The following is a 24418-nucleotide window of genomic DNA, read 5'->3' on the forward strand; positions in this document are numbered from 1 at the left end:
TCAGTTGCTCTCCCCTGCGGCCACCTGCGCGGCACCAGCTCTTGACGCGGAGATCCTGGCAAAAAGTGCGGCGATCGACGGCCGGAACATGTGCTCAAGCGCACCCGCGAAGAGGATGACCAGGCCCTGGATGATGACAATCATGTCGCGCGAGATGGCAGGCATTTCGAACGCGATTTCAGCGCCGCCCTGATAGAGCATGCCGAACAATATGGCGGCCGGTACAATACCGGCGGGATGGGAACGGCCCATCAGCGCGACCGCGATGCCGACAAAGCCGGCACCGGTCACAAAATCGAGCTGCAGGCGCCCCTGTGCGCCCATCACCGGGTTGAGCGCCATCATGCCGGCCAGCGCGCCTGAAATCATCATGGCGACTACGATGATCCGGGTCTGGCTGATGCCCGCATATTTCGCGGCCGACGGATTGTGGCCCATGGTGCGCATCTCGTAGCCGAGCCTGGTGCGCCAGATCAGCACCCAGACGAGAAACGCGGCAACCAGCGCCAGCAGGAAGGTGATGTTGAATGGCGCGGACCGGATGGTGAAGCCGAACATCTCGATCAGCCAATCGAGGCGCGGCAGTTCCGCGCCCTCGCCGAAACGCCGTGTCTCCGGCGCCATCTGGCCGGCCGGCTTGAGAACATCGACCAGAAACCACACCATCATGCTGGCGGCGATGAAGTTGAACATGATCGTGGTGATCACGATGTGGCTGCCGCGGCGGGCCTGCAGATAGGCGGGGATCAGCGCCCATAGCGCGCCCGCCAATGCTGCCATTGCCGTGGCGAGCGGCAGGTTTATCCACCAGGGAAACATCCCGCCAAATGTGAGCGCCGCGATGGCAACGCCCAGTCCGCCAACATAGGCCTGGCCTTCGCCGCCGATATTGAACAGGCCGCAATGGGCGGCGACGGCCATGCAGAGACCGGTGAAAATGAAGCTTGTCGCGTAAAACAGCGTGTATCCGATACCGTCGCCTGTTGAAAACGCGCCTTCGACCATGAGAACGGCGGCCCGCAGCGGGCTTTCGCCAACCATCAGCACCACCAAGCCCGAAACCACGAAAGCGACAGTCAGGTTGACCAGCGGAATCAGTCCGTAATCCACCCAACCGGGCAATTTTGCGTAGGGTTTTGCCATCTTTTACTCCGCGGCCTTGACCTGGCCGTCTTCAACGCCGGCCATCAGCAAGCCGAGTTCCCCTTCGGTGGCCTCCGGTCCCCGTTCGCCAACGACCCGGCCGGCGAACATGACGAGGATGCGGTCGGCCAACGAGCGAATCTCGTCGAGTTCGACAGACACCAGCAGCACCGCCTTGCCCTGATCGCGCATCTCGATGATCCGGTTGTGAATGAACTCGATGGCGCCGACATCGACACCACGCGTCGGCTGACCGACCACCAGCACCGTCGGATCCTGCTCCATCTCGCGCGCGAGTACGATCTTCTGCTGGTTGCCGCCCGAGAAGTTGGCCGTCTTGAGACGCGGATTGGGCGGGCGAATATCGTACTTCTCGATCTTCCTGGCTGCATCGGCGCGGATGTCTTCAATCTTGAGCATCGCGCCAGCGTTGTATTCCGGTTTGTTGTGATAGCCGAGAATCGAGTTCTCGTTCTGCTCGAAGGCCAGCACGAGCCCCATATGATGGCGGTCTTCGGGGACGTGAGCCATGCCTCGCGTGCGCAACATCGCCGGATCGGCGTCGCCGGTCACGTCAATCGGCGCACCATCAAGCAACACCTTGCCGCGCAGCGCTGGGCGGATGCCGGTTATGGCCTCGATCAGATGACTTTGTCCGTTGCCCGCGACACCGGCAATGCCGACGATCTCGCCGGCGCGCACCTCGAATGACACGTCATTGACCATGGTGACGCCGCGCGCGTCTTTCACGGTGAGATTTTCGACCTTGAGCTTGGTATCGCCCGGATCGGCCTCGCCCTTGTCAACGCGCAGCAAAACGCGGCGCCCGACCATCAGTTCGGCGAGTTCCTCGACCGAGGTCTCCGCGGTTCTGCGCGTTGCAACCATCGTGCCCTGACGCATCACCGACACATTGTCGGTCACCGACATGATCTCGCGCAGCTTGTGCGTGATCAGGACGATGGTCTTGCCCTGCTCCTTCAACTGCCTGAGGATCGCGAACAGGTGTTCGGCTTCAGCCGGGGTCAGAACGCCGGTCGGTTCGTCGAGGATAAGCGTATCAGCGCCCCTGTAGAGTGCCTTGAGGATTTCGACACGCTGTTGCAGGCCGACCGGAAGCTCCTCGATGATCGCGTCGGGGTCAACTTCCAGGGAATATTCCTGTTCCAGCCGCTCGAGTTCGGCGCGGGCCCGCGCGATGCCGCCGGACAGAAGCTGCGCACCCTCGGCGCCAAGCATGACGTTCTCCAGAACCGTGAAGTTCTCGACCAGCATGAAGTGCTGGTGGACCATGCCAATACCAAGATCAATCGCATCGTTCGGCGTGTTGATGACGGTTTGTTTGCCGGCAACGCGGATTTTGCCGCTGTCGGCCTGGTAGAAACCATAGAGTATCGACATCAGCGTCGACTTGCCGGCTCCGTTCTCGCCGATGATGCCGTGGATCGTTCCACGTTCGATACTCAAGTCGATGTCACGATTGGCCCTGACCGGCCCGAAGCTCTTGTTAATACCCTCAAGTTCGATCGCATATTCGACCATGTCAAACCATCATTCGGTGCTACACAATTGGCGTTTCTTGAAAATCAGTCCCCGACACCGACCCTAGCATGGCTTTTCGTCAATGCCAGCCGTTAAATCAATGCCTTGCCAATAGGCGATGAAAGCGCGAACAGGCTTTCTCTTTTCGCGCTGTCCGGCAACGGATAGTATGAGGGCGCGCAAAGGGAGCATGCGATGGCCAAGAGCACTGACGAGCGTCTCGACGAACTGGAAATCGTCATCGCGCACCAGGCAAGACTGCTTGAAGAACTGAACGAAGTGGTCGTGCGTCAGGAAAAACATATCAACCGGCTGGAAAGTATCGTCGAGGCGTTGAGCGAGCGGTTTCGCGCCATGGAAGAGCAGACGTTTTCCGATGTTCCGGTCACGAAACCGCCCCACTGGTAACCGGGAAGCCATTACAGAGTGACACTCTTTCCTGATCCGGATCTGTTGGCACCGGCGATCGTCGCGCTGGTGATCTTTTCCATGCTGGCGGCGTTCATCGCCGAATGGCGACCGCCCGAAATCACGGCCGGTATAGGCGTGACGGTGCTGATGGTCGTCGGCATTCTCGATGTTTCCGACGTACTCGGGGTGCTGTCGACCAGCGCGCCTGCGACAATCGGCGCCATGTTCATCCTGTCGGCGGCGCTGATCCGGACTGGCGCCATAGAGTACTTCGCGCGTTTCGTGACCGAGCACGCGCGTTCTTCGCCGGCGGTCGCATTCTTTGCTTTCCTCATCGCGGTGGCGGCGGCATCGGCCTTCATGAACAACACGCCGCTGGTCATGCTGATGATACCGGTGGCCACAAGCCTGGCACGCGAGATGGGCCAGACCCCATCACGGATCCTGATCCCGCTGTCTTATGCGGCGATCCTTGGCGGTACATGCACGCTGATCGGCACATCGACGAACCTGCTCGTCGACAGCGTGGCACGGGCAAATGGCATGGAACCGTTTCACATCCTCGAGATCGCGCCAGTCGGGATCATCGCCACACTGCTCGGGATCGCCGTGATCCTGGCCAGCCGCAGCCTGCTACCGGATCGGGTGACGGCCAGTTCGGTCGGCGATCTGCAGTCGGGGCGCAAATTCATCGTCCAGGCTGTGATCGATCACAATTCACCGCATGCCGGCTCGCCAGTGCGCGAGATCGGTGCATTCAAGCGGCCAGATCGGCGGCTGGTCGATGTGGTACGCGGCGACCAGTCGCTGCGGCGCGAACTGAACAGCGTCACGCTGCAAGCCGGCGACATTGTCGTTCTGCGTACGCCGATCGCCGAAATCCTGTCCATGAAGGAAGAGGGCGAACTGGCGCTCGGCGCCGAAAACCGGCTGCAACAGACGGCATCGCGGAGTTCGGAGATCGTCGAGGTGTTGATCGGGCCGGGTGCGCGCGTGCTCAACCGAACGCTCAGGCACCTGCGTCTGTGGCGACGTTACGGGGTCTATCCGATGGCGCTGCATCGCGGCGGCATGAACATGGCCGACCGGTTCGAAACAACGCCGCTGACGGTCGGCGACACGCTGCTTGTGGAGGGGGCGCCCGAAGATCTCACCCGGTTCGCCGAGGACAACAATCTGGTCAATGTCGCCGAACCGACCGAAAAGGGCTTCCGACGGTCGAAGGCACCGATTGCAATCGCCGTCACGGCCGGCGTGGTGATCGGTGCGTCGCTCAACATATTGCCGATCGCCGCCCTGGCGCTGATCGGCGCGGTGATTGTGCTGGCATTGCGTTGCGTGGAAGCCGATGAGGCGGTGCAGTCGGTCGACTGGCGCATTCTCGGCCTGATCTTCGCGATGCTGTCGATCGGCGTTGCAATGGAGAAGACCGAGCTGGTGGTTATCGCAGTCGATTTCCTTGCGCCGGGGCTGGCGGAACTGCCTCCGCTGGCCGCGCTTGCCGCCGTCTATATCCTGGCCACCGTCCTGACGGAACTGGTGACGAACAACGCGGTGGCGGTGATCGTCACGCCGGTGGCGATCGGGCTGGCGCATACTCTGGGGCTGGACCCCCGACCTTTCGTCGTCGCCGTCATGATCGCGGCCAGTGCCAGTTTCATGACGCCGATCGGCTACCAGACCAACACGCTGGTCTATAACGCTGGCGGCTATCGCTTCGGCGATTTCCTGCGGGCCGGCGTGCTGATGGACCTGACAACATTCGCGGTCGCCATGGTGACGATCCCACTCATCTGGCCACTGTCATAGCGCGATGGCCTAACCCATTGACGTAACGGAAATCGGTGCTCGATTAACCGTTTCCAAACGAACCTTGTCTAGTTATTTCATGCCCCCGAAAATGAGAAGGTCGCCGAACCGGCGCGGCTGTGAGTTTCGGGTGGATAATGCCGGAATTTGATCGAGGCGCCGGCCTTCACCAACCCGCAATCAACAGCGGAATCATGTCCAGCAACACCGTAGCCTCGCGCGAAAACGCCCAGCCGACAACCGGAAGCACGGAAGACAACAGCCAGATGTTGCGGCGGGTCGCTGCGCTCATGCGGCGGTACAACGCGCCCGAGACGCCGGAATCCTACGAACTTCTCTATTCCTATCTTAGCGGTGATCCCAAGCCCATCGCGAGCAAGGTCGGATCGACGCTTGCGCGCACCGGCACCTTGGCCGATGGCGATATAAGGCAAATCTCAAGCGAGCTTCGCAAGCGCCAAGCGGGCGATCCCGAGCTTTACGAAGTGATAGGCCGGCACCTGGAGCAGATGTTTGCCAGCATGGACGGCGAGTTCGAAAAGCAGATTCGCGCTAACAGCGAACGTGACCGTATCTTCCAGTCGACAACCAGGCTCTTGCAAAACGAACCGGGCGCAGACGATCTGCGCATGATCATCACCGGCCTCGTCAAGGAACTTGGCGCGATGCGCAACGAATCCGCGCAGCTTTCAAACAAACTACAGGACTCGAAAGCGCGCGTCCGCAAGCTGCGCAACAGCCTGGCGCGATCGCGCATCAACGAACTTCGGGATCCGCTGACCGGGCTGGGCAACCGGCGACATTTCGACGGCTATCTCGCGCGGGCCATCGAGACTGCCAGCCGGGCCGGCGGCGAGTTGTGCCTTGTTATGGCCGATCTTGACCGCTTCAAACGGCTGAATGACACCTTCGGCCATATCGTCGGCGACGATGTGATCAAGATGTTTGCCGAGGTTATCATCAGTTCCCTCGACAACCGGCTGTCGGCAGCGCGCTATGGCGGCGAGGAATTTGCGATCGTTCTCCCCGACACCGCCAAGGCGCAGGCGGTTCGCCTGGCAGAGGTCATCCGCCGCAAGCTGGGCAACGCCACGTTGCGGACCGTCAACGGCAAGAAACCAATCGGAACCGTAACGGCGTCGTTCGGGGTTGCCGCGTTGCGGTTGGGAGAGACACCCGAAACCCTGATCGCACGCGCTGACAGCCGCCTTTATCTGGCCAAAGCAGCCGGGCGCGACCAAGTCGTTTCAACCGGCTGACAGCGCTGCCCGCTCACCACAGATCGGGAACCTTGCCTTCCTTTTCATAGCGGGCGAACTTTTCCTGCAGATATCGCTGGAACGGCTGTCGGGCATAGCCGTCTTCCGCAACGAATTCGAGCATGGTGACGAAGTGAAACGGCTTGAAGTAGCCGGGCATGCGCACGGCTTCGAGCGATTTCGGGTCCGCAGCGTCGCCGCCTGTCGCAAAGAACACGATGGTGGGCGTGAAGTTCACACCCCATTTGCGGGCCAATTCGCGCTCCTCAAGCGTCTCGCCGTCGAAGTCGGTCACTTCGCGCGACCCCCACAAGTCGAGCTGGAGAACGCCGAACTCCGATGCGAAGAAGGACGCAATTTGCGGGCGGGCCAGATTGACCTCGTGAAGCTCCCGGCAATAGGGGCAACCGCGCTGCTCGAACAGAATGGCGAAGTGCTTGCCCTCGGCCTCCGCCTCTGCCTTGTCCTCGGCCAGATCGAGAAAGGTCTGCATGAACCAGGGCTGGACATGCAGGCCATTGTCGCCAAGTTCCGCCCCGGCGGCGAGGCCGGGCATCAATGCGGCCGCAAGTGCCGCAACGGAAACACCAAAACGTCTGCGGTCAATCATCCCGGCTTCCTCCCAAAGACAGGATAAGCATCAAATCCCGTGTCGCGAAATCAAAAGCATGTCAACGAAGCTGCAATCGACTGGCGTTACAGCCAAAACTGTGAGAACTGCCGGTCTGAACGGCAACCAAACGATCAATCAACTCGCACACATGTATGTCGCCATGAAGAAACTACCGATCATCGCCATCATCGCGGTTTCCGGATGCACCAGCAACACGCTCGACATCAGGCCGGATTCGTCCGGCGCCAGGGTGCCGTCGCAGGAACAGGCGGCTCTAGTGCGCATTGTCGAGGTGCTGCCGGACAATCCCGGCCGGACGGCCAATCTGTCGGCAAGCATATGCCCGAACCAGAGAGCGATCCTTCCGCCATCGCGCGACGATGTGCTGCTGAAACTGAAGACACGCGCCTTGATGAACGGGTTTACAGCGCTCGCCGATGTGGAAGTCGGCCCGGTATCCGGTGCTTTGGAGCGAGAGTGCCCGCGCGGCGTGCGTGCGCAGGGTGTGGGCTTCTTCCTGCAGCTTTGACAGGAAGCGAATTGGTTGCCGCCGACCCTTCGCAGGGCCGACGGCACCCTGCCGATACGACCGTCAGCTGAATGCCCGGCGCAACACGGGCATTCGCGACAGGATCAGCAAATCCAGCGCCAGAACCGCCAGCAGGGTCAGACCGACCAGCGGGAAGGACAGTGAAAGGAGAAGGCCGAGGAACACGGCGCCTTTCCAAAGCGGCAGGTCGGCAGGCAGCGGCGGCGCGACGAGGCGGTTGGCCCCCGAAGGACGCCTGATCCACCACATCACCAGCCCGCTGACCGACATGAACACGACTAACAGGCAGAACACCGTGTTCAGAACCAGGTTCCAGATGCCCATGTCGCCTTCATGGAAGGCGATACCGACAGCCATCCCCTTTGCGGCGAGCGAGTAGTCGGCAAAGCCGACATCGGCGAGGATTTTGCCGGTGTAGCGATCGACATGGACCGTGCGGTCTGCGGTCGGATCCGCACTGTCATTGCTCATCGAATCCTGGTTGAGCGTCCATACCCCGATCTCGCCGCGCGGATAAGCGATCCGGAACCGACCCTCATAGCCGAGCGCATGCCCTAGAGCGGCAATCGTGTCGACATTTACCGGCACGCCTTCACCGAGGCCGAATACACCGGCATCCGATCCGGAAAGCGGCATCGGCGTCTGTTCGAGCCCCCAGGGCACATCCTTGATTGCGCCGTGGTTCATGCTGGCATGGGTCGTGTCGGACAGGGGCACGTTTTCCCACTTTTCAGCAGGAAACGTGCTCCAGGCCTGAACCATTCGTTCTCCCCATATTCCGGCCCAGGCCATGCCCGAGACGAGGAAGATGATGAGGATGATCGATATGTAGAAGCCGATCACGGTGTGCAGCGATTTCCACAGCGCACGGCCGCGCGCAGCGAATTCGGGGACCAGCACCGAGCCGAGGCCGGCGCCGTTGCGCGGCCACCAGAGATAGATGCCGGTCACCACGAGAACCAGTCCGAGGCCGGCGGCGATCTCGATCAGCCGGTCGCCGGTATCGCCGATCAGCAATGTGCCGTGAACGTCGGACGCGAAATCGTACCAACCGTCCTGACGGATCCAGCTGTCGACGACTTCGGCAGTGTAGGGATCGACGGCGACCATGTGATTGGTGCCATCATCGTTGACGCGAAAGACGGAAACGCCGCCCTTCGTCTTGGCGCTGATCCACTCGACCAGCGAAGCCTCCGGGAAGGCGGATTGTGCGGCTTGCGCCTGAGCCGAGATCGCTTGCACAGCGCCTGAAACCGGGACGGTGATGTTTTCACCGTCGCGGCCGTCAAAGAAGGCGATGTACATCATGACAAGGCCGGTAACGGCCAGCATGATCATGAAGGGAGCCACATAAAGGCCGGCGTAGAAATGCCAGCGCCATGCAGCGACATAAAACTTGCTGATACCCGCAGATCGCCCAGAATCGGCGTCCGCCTGGGTTGCCTCGACAGAGACCATACCCAAATTCTCCAAAAAAGACTGATTTTACCGAGTGTTACTAGGTGTCGATTTTAGAGAATGGCCGGCGGTGCGCGCGCACCGAAACGAGAGGCATTGTTGCGGGGAAGCCGCAAATCGGCGTAGCGGACCGGGATCGGACCGACGACCGGCTCGGGAATTCCCGGGTTTGCCGAAGCAGTCGGCGCAACGAAGGCTTTGGCGACAGCGCCCCAGACGCAACGCTCCGACGACGTTTCATGGTCCTCGACAGGATTACCGTCGGCATCGAACTGGACTTGGACGATGCCGTTGTCCGTACAGATGACGACCGAAACCCCGTCCTGCCCGAGCGCCGGCATATAACCTTTGGGGAAGGCAGCGGCGAGAACCAGCGCGACGATAGCAAGCATGAACGCCACGACCGAAAAACGACCGCGCCGCACACCCAAAGTCACGATTTCCCCCGTTCGTGCCATGGGGTTGGTCTAGCCCTGCAGCGGGGCCAATGCAAGGCGTGAACGCGCGCCAATCCGCCAAGACCCAGAGCGAAAAACCCGCGCCTTGAAAAAGGTGAGTGTGTGAGCACAACCGGTCGCGGCTTTCACGCACCCGTCACAGTAGGGTCGTAACTTTAGAATGTATCAAATCTGAGGAGCATTCCATGAAAGATATAGACCACTCCACGATTTCCGCTGACGATTGGGATGAAATCAACTTCCCGCGTCCCGAGGAGCAGGAATTCGACCGCGTCGTCGAGCGCGCCATCTCCCGGCGCGGTTTCCTAGGCGGAGTCGTAGCCTTCGGTTCCGGCGCCGCTGCCATGAACATGGGCCTGCTTTCGGCAACCTCCGAAGCACTGGCCATGGGCACGTCGCGGTTCCCGTTTTCGCCGATCGCCGCGCAGACCGATTTCGACGTCCACGTGCCGGAAGGCTACAACTGGAAGGTCATGGTCCGCTGGGGTGATCCGTTGGTCTCCGCTGCCGATGGCTATGACGTTGCCGAAGGCGGCCCGGTCGAGAAATCCGACATGGTGTTCGGCGAGAACACGGACGGTATGGAGACTTTCTCCTACCAGGGCCGTCAGCTGATCGCCATCAACAGCGAATACACCAACCGCAAGACCAACCTGCCTGCAGCCCAGGAAGGCAAGCCGGCCAATGCCGATGATGTGCTGAAACTGCAGAACCTGCAGGGCGTGAATGTGATGGAAATCGCCGAGGGCGCAGACGGCTGGTCGGTTGTCAAGGACAGCCCGTTCAACCGCCGTATCCACCACAACACACCGGCCACGATCGTTGGTCCGGCTGCCGGCCACGACCTGCTGAAAACCGCCGCCGATGCTGCCGGCACCACCGCGCTCGGCACACTGAACAACTGCGGTTCGGGCAAGACCCCGTGGGGCACCTACCTGACCTGTGAAGAAAACTTCAACGGTTACTTCGGCTCGACCGGCGGTATCCCGGAAAGCCATGCCGACAGCTTCAAGCGCTATGGTGTCGGCGAGAAGGGCTGGGGCTACGACTATCATGTTTGGGACGAGCGTTTCGACGTTTCCAAGAACCCGAACGAACCGCATCGTCACGGCTGGATCGTCGAAATCGACCCGAGCAATCCGGATGCAGCACCGGTCAAGCACACCGGTCTCGGCCGCTTCAAGCACGAGAACGCCGAAGTCGTCGTGGCTGCGGACGGTCGTGTTGTCGTCTACATGGGTGACGACGAGCGTGGCGAGTATCTCTACAAGTTCGTCTCCAACGGCGTCTACCAGCCGGGCGGTTCCACCGAGGGCCTGCTCGACGACGGTACGCTTTATGTCGCCAAGTTCTACGAGAACATGACCGGCGAATGGCTGGCCCTGACCCCGGAAGCGACCGGCATGGACGCTGCCGAGATCCTGGTGTTCACCCGCATGGCCGCTTCGGCTGTCGGCGGCACCACCATGGACCGTCCGGAATGGGTGGCCGCAAACCCGCAGGCCGTCGAAGCCTATTGCTGCCTCACCAACAACAAGAACCGTGGCGTCAAGCCGAATGCCGGCGGCGACGACACCTCGGTCAACGGCCCGAACCCGCGCGAAGCCAACCGCTACGGCCAGATCGTGCGTTGGCGTCCGAATGACGACGATCATGCGTCGGCCGATTTCGACTGGGATCTCTATGTCATGGCCGGTAACCCGACCGTGCACAGCGACGATCGCGCCGGTTCGAAGAACGTCAATGCGGGCAACATCTTCAACTCGCCCGACGGCATGGCTTTCGACACCACCGGCCTGGTCTGGATCCAGACCGACGGTTCCGACAAGAACGAGGAAGATTTCGCCGGCATGGGTAACAACCAGATGCTGGTTGGCGACCCGGTCACCGGTGAGATCGTCCGTTTCATGACCGGACCGAAAGGCAGCGAAGTCACCGGTCTCTGCTGGTCGGCCGACATGCGTTCGATGTTCGTCGGCATCCAGCATCCGGGCGGCAGCTGGCCGGATGGTGAAGGCCTGCCGCGTTCGTCGGTCATCGTGATCAAGCGCGACGACAACGCCGTTATCGGCTGATCATTGCGCTGTCCCGGCCTGCATGGGCCGGGGCCGGTTTGAAAAGACTTCCTGCGCTCTCGAGTACACTCGGGGGCGCAGTTTTTTTATGTCACGAGGCCGCTTCGTTCAGGATTACGACAGCGCGAGCCTAAAAATTGGGCGCTGCCTGAAAAATTTCTCTTCCAATGTCAGGTTTCTCAATCTCGGTCCCCACATGCGTCTTGCGACCGCCAAGAATCGGTGCAACTGTGCAGACCGTAAACAACATCAAGAAAATGAAGGGGTATAACACGATGTTCAGCGCACGCGCGCTCGCAGCGGGCACGATTCTTTTGACCGCATCGAGCAGCTTGGCCCAGGCCGAAACTTTCACGATCAGCTGGTGGGGCTTCAACGGCGACAAACTCAATGCCAATATCGTCGAACCATTCGAGGAGATGTGCGGCTGCGAAGTCATCTTCGAAACCGGTAACAATGCGGACCGTCTCGGCAAGCTGACCGCACGCGGCGGCAAGGGCGTCGATGTCATCTACCTGACCGACAGCTATAGCCAGATCGGCGTGGAATCCGGCATCTTCCAGCCCATCGACCGTTCCAAGATCCCGAACATCGAGAAACTCTACGACATGGCGAAAGCGCCGCAGGGCGAGTTCGGTCCGGCCTACACGGTCGGCCGCGCCGGCATTGTCTATGACAGCGCCGATGTCGAACCAATCACCGAGTGGAATGACCTGTGGCGCGACGACCTGAAGGGTCAGATCGCGCTTCCGGGCATCACCACCACCGCCGGACCGATGGTGGTTGTGCGGGCCGGCGACCTGGCCGGTGTCGATGCCTACACCGATACAGACGGCGCGTTCGCAAATATCGAAGCCATCGAGCCGAATGTGGTGAAGACCTACAACACCGGTTCCGAGATGATCAATCTCATGTCGACCAACGAAGCCAACGTGTCGATCGCACAGGACTTCGCTCTGCGCTCGCTCAAGGAAGCCGTGCCGTCGATCGTCTGGGCCGACCTTGAGGATGGCGATATCGCGACGCTGAACACGATCAACATTCCGGTCGGCGCGAAAAACGTCGAACTGGCGCATAAGTTCATCAATTTCGTGCTTTCGACCGAGATCCAGACGCTCAACGGCGCAACTGGTGTCGATGCTCCGGTCAACACCGAAGTCGAATTGTCGGCGGAAGAAGCCGCTGGCTGGACCTACGGCCCGGAAGCCGTCGGCAAGCTGAACCGCATGGACTACGGCAAGATGAACGCCGCCAAGTCCGGCTGGATCGATCGCTGGAACGAAGTTTTCGGAATGTGATCCAGATGACCTTCGTAATGTGCGGGGGCTCGTCATGAGCCCCCGTTTTATTGCTTGGGCGCTCACCCTGCCCGCCACACTGCTGGTCGCGCTGTTTCTCGGATTGCCCGTCCTCGCGACGTTTCAAACGACATTTGGCGAACCGGCCGGACCGTTTTCAACCTATGAGGCGTTCTTCTCGTCGGCCTTTCGCCGCACAGTGCTTTGGCGGACGATGGAGGTGGCGCTTGCGACCACCGCGATCTCGCTTGTCGTCGGCTTTCTGACCGCCTGGGTGGTCGCGAAGTCGCCCGGCCGCCTGCGCAGCATCCTGATCGTCGCGGCGGTGTTTCCGCTGCTCACCGGTGTTGTGGTGCGCTCGTTTGCGTGGCTGGTCATTCTCGGGCGCGAAGGCATCCTCAACAGTTTCCTGCTGTGGATCGGCTTGACCAACGAGCCCTTCACCATGCTGTACACCGAGGGCGCGGTGATCGTCGCAATGGTTTATCTGTTTGTGCCGCTGATGATCCTGACGCTTGTCGGCGTGCTGGAAGGCATACCGGTCGACCTGACCGACGCCGCGGCCTCGCTGGGCGCATCGCCCTGGGGCGTGTTCCGGCAGGTTGTGCTGCCGCTGGCGGTACCGGGGCTGATCGTTGGCGCTGTCCTCGTGTTCACCCTTTCATTCACCTCCTACGCGACGCCGCAGTTACTCGGCGGCGAACGGCAGATGATGATGGGAACTTTCCTCTATCAGCGCGCCATGGTGGTCTTCGACTGGGTCGGCGCCTCGACCATCGCCGCGGTGATGGTGATCGTAACGCTCGCCACGGTGATCGCCATGAACTGGCTGGCGCGGCGGCTCAATCCGGTAGCGGGGTAGACGATGCAACGCCAACTACACCCGCTCCTGATCGGCTTTGCCGTGCTGACCTTTCTGTTCCTGCTCGGCCCGCTGATCATCATCATCGGCACCTCGCTTTCCGACACGACCTATCTGGCGTTTCCGCCACGCGGCCTGTCGCTGCGCTGGTACGAAAACATATGGGAGGTCAGCGCGTTTCGGCGAACCTTCGTGACCTCGTTCTCGCTGGCGGTCGGCGGCACGGCGCTGTCGCTGGTGATCGGCGTCCCGGCGGCCTACGCCATGGCGCGCTATCGTGTGGAGTTGCCGAAGTTTCTCGGCAACATCTACATCCTGCCGATCCTGATCCCCGAAATCGTGCTTGGTTTCTCGCTGATGAAATCGGTGGCCAACGGTGTCGGTCTGCCGATCATCACGTCTCTCCTGATCGGCCACGCGCTGCTGGTGCTGCCCTATTGCGTGCGGGTAACCAGCGCGGCACTCGCCAGCTTCGATTTCTCGATCGAGGAAGCGGCGGTCTCGCTCGGCTGTCCGCGCTGGAAAGCCTTCCTGACCGTGGTGCTGCCGAACATCCGCTCGGGCCTGATCGCCGCCTTCATCCTGGCGTTCATCACATCGCTGAACGATGTGTCGGTGTCGATCTTCCTGACCGGACCGGGGGTTTCGACCCTGCCGATCCAGCTCCTGGCGCATATGGAACAGTTCTTCGATCCGACCATCGCCGCCGTTTCCGTCCTCCTGATGTTCGTCACCGTCGCCGTCATGGCGATTGTCGAACGCACTCTTGGCCTGACCTTCCTGACAAAATGAGCGTATCCCTGACCCTTGAAAGCGTGTCCGCCTCCTATGGCGCAACACGCGTACTCAAAGACCTCTCGCTGGACGTGACGAAGGGCGAACTCGTATCGCTGCTCGGCGCATCGGGCTGCGGCAAGACCACGACGCTGCGCGTGGTGGCCGGGTTCCTGCAACCGACCGACGGGACGATCACGCTTGGCGACCGCGACCTGACGCGGCTGCCGGCGCACGCGCGAAACATCGGCCTGGTGTTCCAGACCTATGCACTGTTTCCGCACCTGACCGTCCGCGACAATGTCGCGTTCGGGCTGAAGCAGCGCGGTGTCGCGGCCGCCGAACGCACCAAGCGCGCCAATGCGATGATCTCGCGCGTCGGTCTCGACGGATTCGCGGATCGCTATCCCGGAAACCTGTCCGGCGGTCAGCGGCAGCGCGTGGCGCTGGCGCGCGCGCTGGTCATCGATCCGCCGCTCCTGATGTTCGACGAACCGCTGTCGAACCTCGACGCCAAGCTGCGCGTCGACATGCGCGTCGAGATCCGGCGGCTGCAACGCGCCAACGGCACCACCGCGGTCTATGTGACGCACGACCAGGAAGAGGCCTTCTCGATCTCCGACCGGGTAGCGATCATGGACAAGGGCCGCATCATGCAGCTCGACCGACCGGAGGTGCTTTATGCGCAGCCGGCCAACATGTTCGTCGCCAACTTCGTCGGCTTCGACAACATGATCCGCATGGAGGTGACCGGCGACGACGGCACAACGGTGCGGGCGACGACCGAAAGCGGCGCGACCGTCGCGCTGCCGAAGGTGCGGCTGGAACCACCGGCGCGGCGCTTCGTGCTTGCCGCCCGGCCAGAAGGATTGCGCGTGGAGGCCGCCGCGAACGCGATCGGCATTCCGGCGACCGTCAATCTGCGGACCTATCTCGGGCGCGCCTATCAATATGTCTGCGACACCGAGATGGGCAGCCTGACTGCGAACGGGCCGTTGTCCTCCCCCATGGAACCGGGCACAGCGGTGACAATCGTGCCTGAACCCGACCATTGCTGCGCCCTGCCGCGCGAGGAACTGTGACCCTTCTCGTCAATGCCCGCCTGCTAACGATGGATGCCGGACGGCGGGAGATCGAACGCGGCTGGCTGGCGATCGAGGGTGACCGCATTGCCGCGCTCGGTGCCGGAGATCCGCCCGGCGGCTCGCCGGATGATGTCGTGGAAGACATGGACGGCGATTTGATCATGCCGGGCATGGTCAATCCGCACACGCATCTGGCGATGACGTTGTTTCGCGGTCTCGGCGAGGATGTCGACGACCGGCTGTTCCGCTACATACTGCCGCTGGAGCGCGCGCTGGTCACCGCCGACGTGGTGGAGACTGGGGCGCGTCTGGCGGCGCTGGAGTGCATACAGGGGGGCGTTACCACGGTCGCCGACATGTATTATTTCGAGGACCGGATCGGCAGAGTGCTGGACGAGGCTGGCCTGCGCGGCCTGATCGGCCAGACTATCGCCAACTTCGCCGCGCCCGATCATGCCGGCACCGACGAAGCGTTTGCCCTGCTCGACGCGCTTGACGACAGCTATCGCGATCATCCGCTGATCTCGGCCACACCGGCGCCGCATGCGCCCTATTCCACCGGGCCGGCGGTGATGGAACGCGCCGCCGCATGGGCGGAGAACCGCGATGCTATGGTGCAGATGCATCTCGCCGAAACGCATGATGAAATGGCCTGGGCGGAGCGCGAGCATGGATGTTCGACCGTGGAACTGACACGCCGGTCGGGGCTGCTGACGCCAAGGCTGATCGCCGCGCATGCGATGTATCCATCGGAAGCCGACATGGACCTTATCGCGGAAGGCGGGACGGGTGTGGCCCACAATGCGCGCGCCAATGGCAAGGGCGGGCGGGGCATTGCCCCGATCGCGGCGCTTCGGGCGCGCGGCGTGCGCGTCGGGCTCGGCACCGACGGGCCGATGTCGTCGAACACGCTCGACCTGTTTTCGCAGTTCGCCCCCGCCTCGATGTTCCAGAAGATCGCTGGCGGATCGCGCAAACCGCTGCCGGCAACCGACGTGATCCACATGGCGACGCAGGGCGGGGCGGACATTCTGGGCCTCGGCGCAAAGATCGGATCGCTGGAGCCGGGCAAGCAGGCCGATCTCGTGCGCATGTCGCTCGACGCACCGCGGCTGCAGCCAGTCTACGATATCTATGCCACGCTGGTTTTCGCGGCTTTGCCGAGCGACGTGCGCGCGACCATGGTCGCCGGACGGTGGCTGATGCGCGACAGGGTGGTCGAGACCGTCGAGGCGAAACGCGCCGTCGCCGACGCGCTCCAGGTCGCCGACCGCTTCAAGGACAGGATCAGGGAGATAGACGGGGCTTCGGCATGACAAAGACAATCCTCAAGCGCATCGACACGACCCGCGATGCCAGGCTTGCCCGGCTGTTCGAGCTGGTCCGCATTCCGTCCGTCTCCACCGACCCGGCCTATGCCGCCGATGTGCGGCGGGCGGCCGACTGGTTGGCGGCAACGCTGCGCGACATGGGCGCGGAAGCGGATGTGCGCGATACCGAAGGTCATCCGATGGTGCTGGGCCACCTGAAGGGGCCGGATGGCGCGCCGCATGTGCTGTTCTACGGCCACTACGACGTGCAGCCGCCGGACCCGCTTGAACTGTGGGAAACCGAACCGTTCGAGCCCGTGCTGCGGCCGGCGGGCGACGACCACCACATCGTCGGGCGCGGCGCGTCCGACGACAAGGGCGCGCTTATGACCTTCGTGGAGGCCTGCCGCGCCTGGATCGACGCAGAGGGAAAGCTTCCGCTTACAGTCAGCTTCCTGTTCGAGGGCGAGGAAGAAAGCGGGTCGGCGTCTCTGCCCGGCTTCCTGAACGACGCGGCCGACGAACTGGCCTGCGACGTCGTGCTGGTCTGCGACAGCGACATGTTCGATCCGAAGACACCAGCGGTGACGACGCGACTGCGCGGCTTCGTCGCCGAAGAGATATCGGTGTCCGGCGCCGACCGCGACCTGCATTCCGGCATGTTCGGCAATGCGGCGGCCAATGCGCTGACCGTGTTGACCACTATCCTCGCAAGCCTCAGGGCTCCTGATGGCAGCGTCGCCATCGACGGGTTCTATGACGACGTCGCACCGCTGCCGACGGAAACGGCGGACGCCTGGACGAAACTGCCGTTCGACGGCGACAAGTTCCTTGCCGATATCGGCCTCGACGCGCCGGCCGGCGAAAGAGACCGGACGGTTCTCGAGCAGTTGTGGGTGCGCCCGTCCTGCGAGATCCATGGCATCTGGGGCGGCTATTCCGGCCCCGGCTACAAGACGGTCATTCCCTGCGAGGCGAACGCCAAGATCTCGTTCCGGCTGGCCAGCGGGCAGGACCCGGAGCGCATTCGCGCAATCTTCCGCAAGCATGTCGAGAAGCGATTGCCGCCCGACTGCAAGGTGACGTTCACCGCCCAGGCCTCGGCGCCAGCCTGGGCGCTCGAACCGGGCAATCCCTATATCCAGCCGGTGCTGGACGGGCTGGCCGACGAGTGGGGCCGGTCGACTACCATGGGGACCGGCGGCTCGATCCCGATCGTCGGCGCGCTGCAGGACGCACTCGGCGTCGACGCGCTTCTGGTCGGTTTCGCCAATTTAGACAACCGCATTCACAGCCCGAACGAAAAATACGACCTGTCATCTTTCGAAAAGGGTACGCGGAGCTGGGTGCATGTCATCGACAGGATTTCGCGATGCGGGTGATCATCGACACCGATCCCGGCATCGATGATGCCATCGCGATCCTCTACGCGTTACGCCATCCCGGGCTGGAGGTCGCCGCTCTGACCACGGTCGCCGGCAATATCGGCCTTTCGACAACGACCCGGAATGCCTGCCGGATTGCCACGCTCGCCGGTGTTTCAGTGCCGGTTTATGCCGGGGCGGACCGCCCGCTCAAGCGCGCTTCGCGTTTCGAGACCGCAATTCACGGCAATGACGGTTTGGGTGGCGTGGCCTTTCCCGAACCCGGCTTCGCGGCTGACACCGAGTCCGCAACGAGAGCGATGCGACGGCTGGCCGAAACAGCCGATGAACCGCTGACGCTGATGTGCCTCGGCCCGCTCACCAATCTGGCCCGTTTGCTGGAGGAAAGCCCCGATACGGCCCGCCGTTTCGAGCGTGTCATCGCCATGGGCGGTGCGGTGGACGAACCGGGCAATGTCGGTCCGAAGGCCGAATTCAATATCGCCCACGATCCGGAAGCAGCTTCTGCCGTCTTTGCCGCCGGCCTGCCGCTGACACTGATCCCGCTTGACGCCACACGCCAGTTGCGCGCCGACGCCAACTATATCGCCGAACTGCGCGAAGCCGGATCGCCGTCGGCCAAGGCTTCAGCCGACCTGATCGCCGCCTATTTCGCCGCGACCGGTGGCGCGGAGAGCCGCCCGCTGCACGACCCGTGCGTGCCGCTGCTGGCGCTCGAACCGTCACTGTTTTCCTGCCAGACACACCGGCTTGCCGTCGACACGGAAAGCGGCGCGCTGTTGCCCGGCCCGCATGCGCTGCAGGTCGCCATGGGGCTCGACGCGCCGGCGTTGCGCAAGGCGCTTCTCGACGGGCTGAATGGCTGAGGCAACCGCAAGATGCGGAGCCGCAGCGGCCAGCCTACTTCGCGCCGAGTTCCTCGGCCACCACTGCGCACCAATACTCGATACCGGCGCTCATGCAGGCATCGTTGAAATCGTATCGCGGGCTGTGGTGCACGCCGGTCTCGACCGACGGGCCCATGCCGAGCCAGACATAGGCACCCGGAACGCGGGCGGAAAACTCCGCAAAGTCATCACCGGCTGTCGACGGGGGAAAGACGGTCTGCAGCGCCTCGCCGCCAAGGGCTTTGACGACAGCCCGACGCGCGACCGCAACGGGGCCGGGATCATTGACGACCGGCGGAATGCGCCGGATGAAGCGGTAGTCGGCCTCGATGCCCCAGGAAGAAGCGACACCTTGCGCCTGCCGACCGATCGCTTCTTCGAGATGATCGCGCATTGCCGCCGAATAAGCGCGCGCGGTGCCACCGACCCGCACCTCGGCCGGGATCACGTTCAAGGCGGCAAAATCGCCCGCCGACAACGCGCAGGCGGAAACCACGGCCGATTGCAGCGGATCGACCTCGCGCGCGACGATACCGGGCAGCTGCCCCAAGAACACGCCAGCCGCCGTGACGGCGTCGCGGCCCTGGTGCGGCTTGGCGCCATGCGATCCGACGCCACGAAACGCCGCCTCCCAACTGTCGGAACTGGCAAGCTGCGGCCCCTCGACAGCGGCTATCACGCCAAGCGGCAAATCCGGCATGTTGTGCAGACCATAGGCAGCGTCGGCGGGAAACTCGTCCAAGAGGCCGTCGGCAACCATGGCCGCCGCGCCGCCGCGCCCCTCCTCGGCGGGCTGGAACACCAGATGCACTGTTCCATCGAAATCCAGTGCGGCGATCTTCTCGGCTGCCGCCAGCAGCATGACCGTATGACCGTCATGCCCGCAAGCATGCATCTTGCCGTCGATCGTCGAACCATGGGAGCGGCCCTTACATTCGGTCATGGCAAGCGCGTCCATGTCGGCACGCAACAGGATGGAACGCGAGCCTCCGCCCCTGGTCATCGAGCCGACAACGCCCGTTTGTCCCAATCCGCACCGGACGCGATATCCGGCTTCGGCGAGGCGTTCGGCGACAATGCCGGCAGTGCGGTGTTCCTCGAAACCGAGTTCGGGATGGGCGTGCAAATCGCGCCGCAAGGCCACCCACTCATCCAAACGCGTCCGGTCGTACATGCATTCACCCCTGTTTTTGCGGAACCCTACCGATCGGACCGTGCAGTGCAAGAGGAAGCCGTGAGATGACGACGAGAACGGACGTCTGGCAGGAGATTCATGACGGTCTGGTGCCCGGTGTTCAACCCGACGGAGAGTCATTCGCGGCCGATTTCGGCGGCGGCAAGACACTGCTGCTGCCGTTGCGCCGGCTTCCCGGCGATGCCGGCAATCACGTCGCCTCGCTGATCGTCACCCAGGCGAGCTTCGTGGTGCTGGACGCGCTCGCCGACCGGATCAGCGAGGCGCTTGCAACCCACCGGCCGGAGGTGATCGTCGGTGTGCCGACACTCGGCCTGCCGCTCGCCGAAGCCGTCGCCCGGCGGCTCGGACATACGCGTCTCGTGCCGCTCAGCACGTCGCGCAAATTCTGGTACGATGAAGCGCAGTCGATGCCGATTTCGTCTGTCACCTCACCGGGCGAAGGGAAGCGCATCTACATGGATCCGAGGATGATCCCATTGCTGCAGGATCGCCGCGTGGCAGTCGTTGACGACGTGCTGTCAACGGGGCGTTCGATGCGCGCTGTCCTCGACCTGCTCGATCTTGCCGACGTCGCGCCGGTCATGATCGGCGCGGCGATGCTGCAAGGAGACGGGTGGCGAGAAGCGGTCGGCGAGGTGCCCGCTTTCGGTGCGATCTCGACGCCTATCGTCGACGCGGAGGCGCTCCAGGCACGCGCCCGCAACCACCGGCCTCGAAGCGATTGAATAGACATTCATCAAAAGGTGGGCAGTGCTGCTTGTGAGCGCACGCACCGATGTGCTAGCGCTCAAAACTGAGCGATGCGATTCGCCCCTAAATTTCCAGCTCTGCACCACAAGGCGCCCCTTAAGGCAGCTCTTGTGCGGTAGCTTGCGAAAAACCCTCTCCCAGACATGACCAGCAGACGCGCCGAGGTTCAAGAGGACACGCATTTCCGTGTCTTGCGGCTGCTGCATGAGAACCCGGAGAGGTCGCAGCGCGAACTGGCCGAGGCCGCCGGCGTCAGTGTGGGCGGTGTCCACTACGTACTCAACGCCCTGGTCGGCAAGGGTCTGGTGAAGCTCGGCAATTTCTCCGCCGCCGCGGACAAGCGCAGATACGCCTATATCCTGACCCCGAAGGGCATCGCCCGCAAAGCCGAGATCACCCGCCGGTTCCTGGAGCGCAAGCTGAGGGAATACGAGGACATGAAGGCGGAAATCGACGCATTGCAGGGCGAGTTGGCCAGTGGTGCCGGCGCTGCACCCAAGCGGCCGGACTGAAGCCGCTTGAACAGCACAGACCATTTTCCGGGCAGGACCGGCGCACAGTCCGACACAACGGAACCACTTGAAGAAACACCAAAATGAAAAAACTGGTTGTTGATCTCGACGATACGATCACGGTGGGCAGCAATTTGCCCTACCCGGATCAATCGCCGAACCCCGACACTGTTCGAAAGCTTCGCGAATACAGAAATCTCGGGTTTCAGATCGCGATTTACACTGCCCGAAACATGAACACGCACGCGAACAATACGGGCCTGATCTGCGCAAAGACATTGCCCCTGATTGTCACCTGGCTGGAGAAGCACGGCATTCCATTCGACGAGATCCACGTCGGAAAACCATGGTGTGGAGACGGCGGTTTTTATGTCGACGATAAAGCGATACGGCCAAACGAGTTCGCCAATCTCGAATACGACGAGATTCTGTCTTTGCTGGAAAAGGGTCGTGCGAGCCGGCCGAAACAAGGCTCGGAAGAGCAATGATCCTGATCACTTCCGCAGCGTTTATCTCCGACGATCTAACTGCGGAACTTGGACGGACGCCCCCGAGTTTCCTTCCGATCGGAAACCGCCGTCTCTTCGAGCATCAGCTGCGCCTGTTTGAAGACTGTACGGAAAAGACGTTCATTTCGCTGCCGGAAACGTATCTCCCGGAAAAGACCGACACCAGAAAGTTGAAGGAAGCAGGCGCCGCGACGGTCCCGGTTCCAGAGGGCCTAAGTCTGGGCGCTTCTGTTTCGCATGTCCTTGACCAGACGAAACCGCACTGGACGGAGGATGGATTGAAGATCCTCCACGGCGACACCCTGTTGTCCGGGATCTCAACCGATCGGAAAGACATTGTCTCTGTAGCGACCAACGACGGCTATTACGAAAGAGCTGTGGTCCAGAAGAAGAACGGGCATTGCCACAACGGCTTGCCCGCCACACAGTTTGCAGAAGAGGGCGACCTGGTTCTGTCCGGCTATTTCTCCTTCTCTGACACGGCCCATTTTCGCCACTGCCTTTCCACGACAGATTATGATTTCGTGCAGGCTCTCCGTAGATATGGCCAGGACAGGAAAATCGAGTATGCGGAATCCGGCACCTGGCTGGATTTCGGACATCTGAACAGCTTCTTCCGCTCACGAGCAAAGATTACAACACAAAGGAGCTTCAATTCCCTTTCCATTGCCAACCAGAAGGTAACCAAGAGCAGCGCGGACCAGAAGAAGATAAATTCCGAGTATCTGTGGTTTACCGACATTCCCGGTGAGATAAAGCTGCACACCCCTCGCGTTCTGGACCCTTTCTGCAAGGAAGATGAGCAGCGGTTTGGATACAGCAGCGAGTATCTCCATCTACTCCCGCTAAACGACCTGTTCGTCTATGCGAACCACTCCCAGTACACGTGGCGAAAGATTTTCGACGCCTGCGGGACCTTCCTGAGTAAATGCCGGGAGCATATGGCAAAGGACCGCTCCGCGGTCGACATTGCCGGCGAGGTTCACGCGAAGACGAGACTAAGGCTGTCAGAGTTTGCCAGAACAACCGGCTTTCGATTGGATCAAGAACTGACAATCAATGGCAGGCGTAGCCCGAGCCTCAATGAGATTGCAAAGAGGTCTTTGGCGCCTGTCCAAGGCAGACAAGCCTCAACTCCATGCGTCGTGCACGGCGATTTTTGCATGAGCAACATCCTGTACGACTTTCGGTCCCAGTCGATCAAGGTACTGGATCCCAGGGGGTTGAATCTAAAGGGCGACACCACCGTCTATGGCGACCAGAACTATGACTACGCCAAGCTATACCATTCGGTTATTGGCCTCTACGACTTCATAATCGCGGACAGATACACCTTAGAGGTGCAAAGCGGCGGCTTGTGCCTGGATTTCGATATCGAGGTGAACCAGGATACTCATCAGATCCAGGAGCAGTTTTCGAGATCACTCTTCGCCGGATTCGACATTGACGAAGCGGAAGTGCTGTCGATAACGATTCACCTGTTTCTTTCTATGCTACCGTTGCATTCCGACTCCTTCAAAAGGCAATGCGCGTTCATCGCAAACGCCATTCGCTTGTATGAAGAACTGATCGATCGTTACCCCGTCTTGCGCGGTTGATCTTGTTTCGCCGGCTGAATCACAACTTCAATGGGCTGGCCCGCTGCGGGCCTCGACCGGCGCAGCCGTAGCTATCGGTGCAACCTGACGAACCGCTCAGGGCGCGGTCCCGCGCAGTTCTCGACGAAACCGCATTACCTGCCCAATTTCTCCTGTTCGGCGAAGGATAGATCATGATCGTGTTCCCAATGGCTGGCGAGTCCAAGCGCTTCAAGGACAAAGGTTACACCAAGCCGAAATATCAATTGCCCCTGTTCGGCGAGACAGTGTTCCATTGGGCTGTCCTCGGCTTTGCGCGCTACTTCGACAACGGGAAATTTCTTTTTGTTTGCCGACAGGATCATGTCACCACGGATTTCGTAAGCGCGCAGTGTCGTGCGCTTGGAATAAGCGACTTCCGGACCGTCGAGCTCAAACACACCACAAAGGGGCAGGCCGAGACGGTTTCATTTGGTTTGGACGCACTGCACGATGAGCCGACGGACGGCCTCACGATCTTCAACGTCGACACTTTTCGGAGTCGGTTCGAATATCCTGCGACAACCGGAATGCCATCGGCGGCAGGATTCCTGGAAACCTTCATTGGCGAAGGTGACAATTGGAGTTTTGTGGAGCCGGGATGCGAGGACACCGTCAAGCGGACGGCAGAGAAGGACCCGATCTCCACGCATTGCTGCACCGGGCTTTATCATTTCTCCACCATCGCGGACTTTCGGCTGGCGCTGGAAATGGAGCAGATGAAGCCCGACAGCGAGTTGAAGAATGGCGAGATCTATGTCGCACCGCTGTACAACAACCTGATTTCCAGGGGCCGGGATATCCGGTTCACCACGATCCCCAGGGACGACGTCATCTTTTGCGGAGTCCCCGCAGAGTATGAATTCCTTCAGGACCTTGGCGGCACGAGCCCCTGGGATCGGCAACGGGGCTGA

The 24418-nt window shown here is 61.6% G+C and carries 23 protein-coding genes; 17 read left to right on the top strand and 6 right to left on the bottom strand.

The window, feature by feature from the left end:
- Window positions 1-1143, bottom strand: coding sequence for an ABC transporter permease (locus ACO06R_RS02230; RefSeq protein ID WP_421855588.1), 1143 nt, complete (start codon window positions 1141-1143; stop codon window positions 1-3).
- Window positions 1144-1146: 3 nt separating this feature from the next.
- Window positions 1147-2685 (bottom strand): ABC transporter ATP-binding protein, encoded by a 1539-nt coding sequence (locus ACO06R_RS02235; RefSeq protein ID WP_421855591.1) that lies wholly within the window; start codon window positions 2683-2685, stop codon window positions 1147-1149.
- 195 nt (window positions 2686-2880) lie between these two features.
- Here ACO06R_RS02235 and ACO06R_RS02240 point away from each other — a divergent pair, with 195 nt between their 5' ends.
- From ACO06R_RS02240 to ACO06R_RS02250, 3 genes are all read left to right on the top strand, one after another.
- Complete coding sequence (locus ACO06R_RS02240) at window positions 2881-3093, top strand: SlyX family protein (protein WP_421855594.1); 213 nt, start codon at window positions 2881-2883, stop codon at window positions 3091-3093.
- An 18-nt stretch (window positions 3094-3111) separates the two neighbouring features.
- On the top strand, window positions 3112-4905 hold the full coding sequence (locus ACO06R_RS02245; protein WP_421855597.1) for an SLC13 family permease: 1794 nt from the start codon (window positions 3112-3114) through the stop codon (window positions 4903-4905).
- A 194-nt stretch (window positions 4906-5099) separates the two neighbouring features.
- Window positions 5100-6164: a diguanylate cyclase gene (locus ACO06R_RS02250; protein ID WP_421855600.1), complete on the top strand. Its 1065-nt coding sequence runs from the start codon at window positions 5100-5102 to the stop codon at window positions 6162-6164.
- Window positions 6165-6177: 13 nt separating this feature from the next.
- On the opposite strand, the gene ACO06R_RS02255 is transcribed toward ACO06R_RS02250, so the two are convergent.
- Window positions 6178-6774, bottom strand: a complete 597-nt coding sequence (locus ACO06R_RS02255; RefSeq protein ID WP_421855603.1) for a thioredoxin family protein — start codon at window positions 6772-6774, stop codon at window positions 6178-6180.
- A gap of 163 nt (window positions 6775-6937) precedes the next feature.
- Between ACO06R_RS02255 and ACO06R_RS02260 the strand changes: the two genes are divergently transcribed.
- Window positions 6938-7306: a hypothetical protein gene (locus ACO06R_RS02260; RefSeq protein ID WP_421855606.1), complete on the top strand. Its 369-nt coding sequence runs from the start codon at window positions 6938-6940 to the stop codon at window positions 7304-7306.
- A gap of 63 nt (window positions 7307-7369) precedes the next feature.
- Here ACO06R_RS02260 and ACO06R_RS02265 read toward each other — a convergent pair whose 3' ends face one another.
- On the bottom strand, window positions 7370-8785 hold the full coding sequence (locus ACO06R_RS02265) for a PepSY-associated TM helix domain-containing protein (protein ID WP_421855609.1): 1416 nt from the start codon (window positions 8783-8785) through the stop codon (window positions 7370-7372).
- A gap of 53 nt (window positions 8786-8838) precedes the next feature.
- Window positions 8839-9177, bottom strand: coding sequence for a DUF2946 family protein (locus ACO06R_RS02270; protein WP_421855612.1), 339 nt, complete (start codon window positions 9175-9177; stop codon window positions 8839-8841).
- 251 nt (window positions 9178-9428) lie between these two features.
- Here ACO06R_RS02270 and ACO06R_RS02275 point away from each other — a divergent pair, with 251 nt between their 5' ends.
- The 8 genes from ACO06R_RS02275 to ACO06R_RS02310 all read left to right on the top strand — a co-directional run bounded on the left by ACO06R_RS02275 (window position 9429) and on the right by ACO06R_RS02310 (window position 18898).
- The gene (locus ACO06R_RS02275) at window positions 9429-11318 is read left to right on the top strand and encodes a PhoX family protein (protein WP_421855614.1); all 1890 of its coding nucleotides are present in this window, start codon (window positions 9429-9431) and stop codon (window positions 11316-11318) included.
- Window positions 11319-11593: 275 nt separating this feature from the next.
- Window positions 11594-12616, top strand: a complete 1023-nt coding sequence (locus ACO06R_RS02280; protein ID WP_421855616.1) for an ABC transporter substrate-binding protein — start codon at window positions 11594-11596, stop codon at window positions 12614-12616.
- A 34-nt stretch (window positions 12617-12650) separates the two neighbouring features.
- Window positions 12651-13478, top strand: a complete 828-nt coding sequence (locus ACO06R_RS02285; protein WP_421855618.1) for an ABC transporter permease — start codon at window positions 12651-12653, stop codon at window positions 13476-13478.
- A 3-nt stretch (window positions 13479-13481) separates the two neighbouring features.
- Entirely contained in the window at window positions 13482-14270 is a 789-nt protein-coding gene (locus tag ACO06R_RS02290) for an ABC transporter permease (RefSeq protein ID WP_421855620.1), read from the top strand.
- Window positions 14267-15334, top strand: a complete 1068-nt coding sequence (locus ACO06R_RS02295; RefSeq protein ID WP_421855622.1) for an ABC transporter ATP-binding protein — start codon at window positions 14267-14269, stop codon at window positions 15332-15334. The genes ACO06R_RS02290 and ACO06R_RS02295 overlap by 4 nt, the downstream gene beginning before the upstream one ends.
- Window positions 15331-16653, top strand: coding sequence for an amidohydrolase family protein (locus ACO06R_RS02300; protein WP_421855624.1), 1323 nt, complete (start codon window positions 15331-15333; stop codon window positions 16651-16653). Before ACO06R_RS02295 ends, ACO06R_RS02300 begins: the two co-directional genes overlap by 4 nt.
- Entirely contained in the window at window positions 16650-18029 is a 1380-nt protein-coding gene (locus ACO06R_RS02305) for a M20/M25/M40 family metallo-hydrolase (protein ID WP_421855626.1), read from the top strand. Before ACO06R_RS02300 ends, ACO06R_RS02305 begins: the two co-directional genes overlap by 4 nt.
- Window positions 18020-18898, top strand: coding sequence for a nucleoside hydrolase (locus ACO06R_RS02310; RefSeq protein WP_421855628.1), 879 nt, complete (start codon window positions 18020-18022; stop codon window positions 18896-18898). Before ACO06R_RS02305 ends, ACO06R_RS02310 begins: the two co-directional genes overlap by 10 nt.
- Window positions 18899-18932: 34 nt before the next feature.
- On the opposite strand, the gene ACO06R_RS02315 is transcribed toward ACO06R_RS02310, so the two are convergent.
- Complete coding sequence (locus tag ACO06R_RS02315) at window positions 18933-20093, bottom strand: amidohydrolase (protein WP_421855630.1); 1161 nt, start codon at window positions 20091-20093, stop codon at window positions 18933-18935.
- A gap of 65 nt (window positions 20094-20158) precedes the next feature.
- Here ACO06R_RS02315 and ACO06R_RS02320 point away from each other — a divergent pair, with 65 nt between their 5' ends.
- From ACO06R_RS02320 to ACO06R_RS02340, 5 genes are all read left to right on the top strand, one after another.
- On the top strand, window positions 20159-20842 hold the full coding sequence (locus ACO06R_RS02320) for a phosphoribosyltransferase (protein WP_421855632.1): 684 nt from the start codon (window positions 20159-20161) through the stop codon (window positions 20840-20842).
- A gap of 168 nt (window positions 20843-21010) precedes the next feature.
- The gene (locus ACO06R_RS02325) at window positions 21011-21379 is read left to right on the top strand and encodes a MarR family EPS-associated transcriptional regulator (RefSeq protein WP_421855634.1); all 369 of its coding nucleotides are present in this window, start codon (window positions 21011-21013) and stop codon (window positions 21377-21379) included.
- An 83-nt stretch (window positions 21380-21462) separates the two neighbouring features.
- Window positions 21463-21867, top strand: coding sequence for a hypothetical protein (locus ACO06R_RS02330; protein ID WP_421855636.1), 405 nt, complete (start codon window positions 21463-21465; stop codon window positions 21865-21867).
- The gene (locus tag ACO06R_RS02335; RefSeq protein WP_421855638.1) at window positions 21864-23486 is read left to right on the top strand and encodes a hypothetical protein; all 1623 of its coding nucleotides are present in this window, start codon (window positions 21864-21866) and stop codon (window positions 23484-23486) included. The genes ACO06R_RS02330 and ACO06R_RS02335 overlap by 4 nt, the downstream gene beginning before the upstream one ends.
- 173 nt (window positions 23487-23659) lie before the next feature.
- The gene (locus ACO06R_RS02340; RefSeq protein WP_421855640.1) at window positions 23660-24418 is read left to right on the top strand and encodes a glycosyltransferase family 2 protein; all 759 of its coding nucleotides are present in this window, start codon (window positions 23660-23662) and stop codon (window positions 24416-24418) included.

Origin of the sequence: Oricola sp. (assembly GCF_965230365.1) — a bacterium.
Classification (GTDB): Bacteria; Pseudomonadota; Alphaproteobacteria; order Rhizobiales; family Rhizobiaceae; genus Oricola.

Bases quoted from the DNA above. Each gene is read 5' to 3' on its own strand.
- ACO06R_RS02260 (WP_421855606.1), top strand. From the start codon at position 6,938: ATGAAGAAACTACCGATCATCGCCATCATCGCGGTTTCCGGATGCACC.
- ACO06R_RS02290 (WP_421855620.1), top strand. From the start codon at position 13,482: ATGCAACGCCAACTACACCCGCTCCTGATCGGCTTTGCCGTGCTGACC.
- ACO06R_RS02335 (WP_421855638.1), top strand. From the start codon at position 21,864: ATGATCCTGATCACTTCCGCAGCGTTTATCTCCGACGATCTAACTGCG.
- ACO06R_RS02285 (WP_421855618.1), top strand. From the start codon at position 12,651: ATGAGCCCCCGTTTTATTGCTTGGGCGCTCACCCTGCCCGCCACACTG.
- ACO06R_RS02310 (WP_421855628.1), top strand. From the start codon at position 18,020: ATGCGGGTGATCATCGACACCGATCCCGGCATCGATGATGCCATCGCG.
- ACO06R_RS02250 (WP_421855600.1), top strand. From the start codon at position 5,100: ATGTCCAGCAACACCGTAGCCTCGCGCGAAAACGCCCAGCCGACAACC.
- ACO06R_RS02340 (WP_421855640.1), top strand. From the start codon at position 23,660: ATGATCGTGTTCCCAATGGCTGGCGAGTCCAAGCGCTTCAAGGACAAA.
- ACO06R_RS02235 (WP_421855591.1), bottom strand. From the start codon at position 2,685: ATGGTCGAATATGCGATCGAACTTGAGGGTATTAACAAGAGCTTCGGG.
- ACO06R_RS02305 (WP_421855626.1), top strand. From the start codon at position 16,650: ATGACAAAGACAATCCTCAAGCGCATCGACACGACCCGCGATGCCAGG.
- ACO06R_RS02325 (WP_421855634.1), top strand. From the start codon at position 21,011: ATGACCAGCAGACGCGCCGAGGTTCAAGAGGACACGCATTTCCGTGTC.
- ACO06R_RS02295 (WP_421855622.1), top strand. From the start codon at position 14,267: ATGAGCGTATCCCTGACCCTTGAAAGCGTGTCCGCCTCCTATGGCGCA.
- ACO06R_RS02280 (WP_421855616.1), top strand. From the start codon at position 11,594: ATGTTCAGCGCACGCGCGCTCGCAGCGGGCACGATTCTTTTGACCGCA.
- ACO06R_RS02255 (WP_421855603.1), bottom strand. From the start codon at position 6,774: ATGATTGACCGCAGACGTTTTGGTGTTTCCGTTGCGGCACTTGCGGCC.
- ACO06R_RS02275 (WP_421855614.1), top strand. From the start codon at position 9,429: ATGAAAGATATAGACCACTCCACGATTTCCGCTGACGATTGGGATGAA.
- ACO06R_RS02270 (WP_421855612.1), bottom strand. From the start codon at position 9,177: ATGCTTGCTATCGTCGCGCTGGTTCTCGCCGCTGCCTTCCCCAAAGGT.
- ACO06R_RS02240 (WP_421855594.1), top strand. From the start codon at position 2,881: ATGGCCAAGAGCACTGACGAGCGTCTCGACGAACTGGAAATCGTCATC.
- ACO06R_RS02330 (WP_421855636.1), top strand. From the start codon at position 21,463: ATGAAAAAACTGGTTGTTGATCTCGACGATACGATCACGGTGGGCAGC.
- ACO06R_RS02315 (WP_421855630.1), bottom strand. From the start codon at position 20,093: ATGTACGACCGGACGCGTTTGGATGAGTGGGTGGCCTTGCGGCGCGAT.
- ACO06R_RS02265 (WP_421855609.1), bottom strand. From the start codon at position 8,785: ATGGTCTCTGTCGAGGCAACCCAGGCGGACGCCGATTCTGGGCGATCT.
- ACO06R_RS02320 (WP_421855632.1), top strand. From the start codon at position 20,159: ATGACGACGAGAACGGACGTCTGGCAGGAGATTCATGACGGTCTGGTG.
- ACO06R_RS02230 (WP_421855588.1), bottom strand. From the start codon at position 1,143: ATGGCAAAACCCTACGCAAAATTGCCCGGTTGGGTGGATTACGGACTG.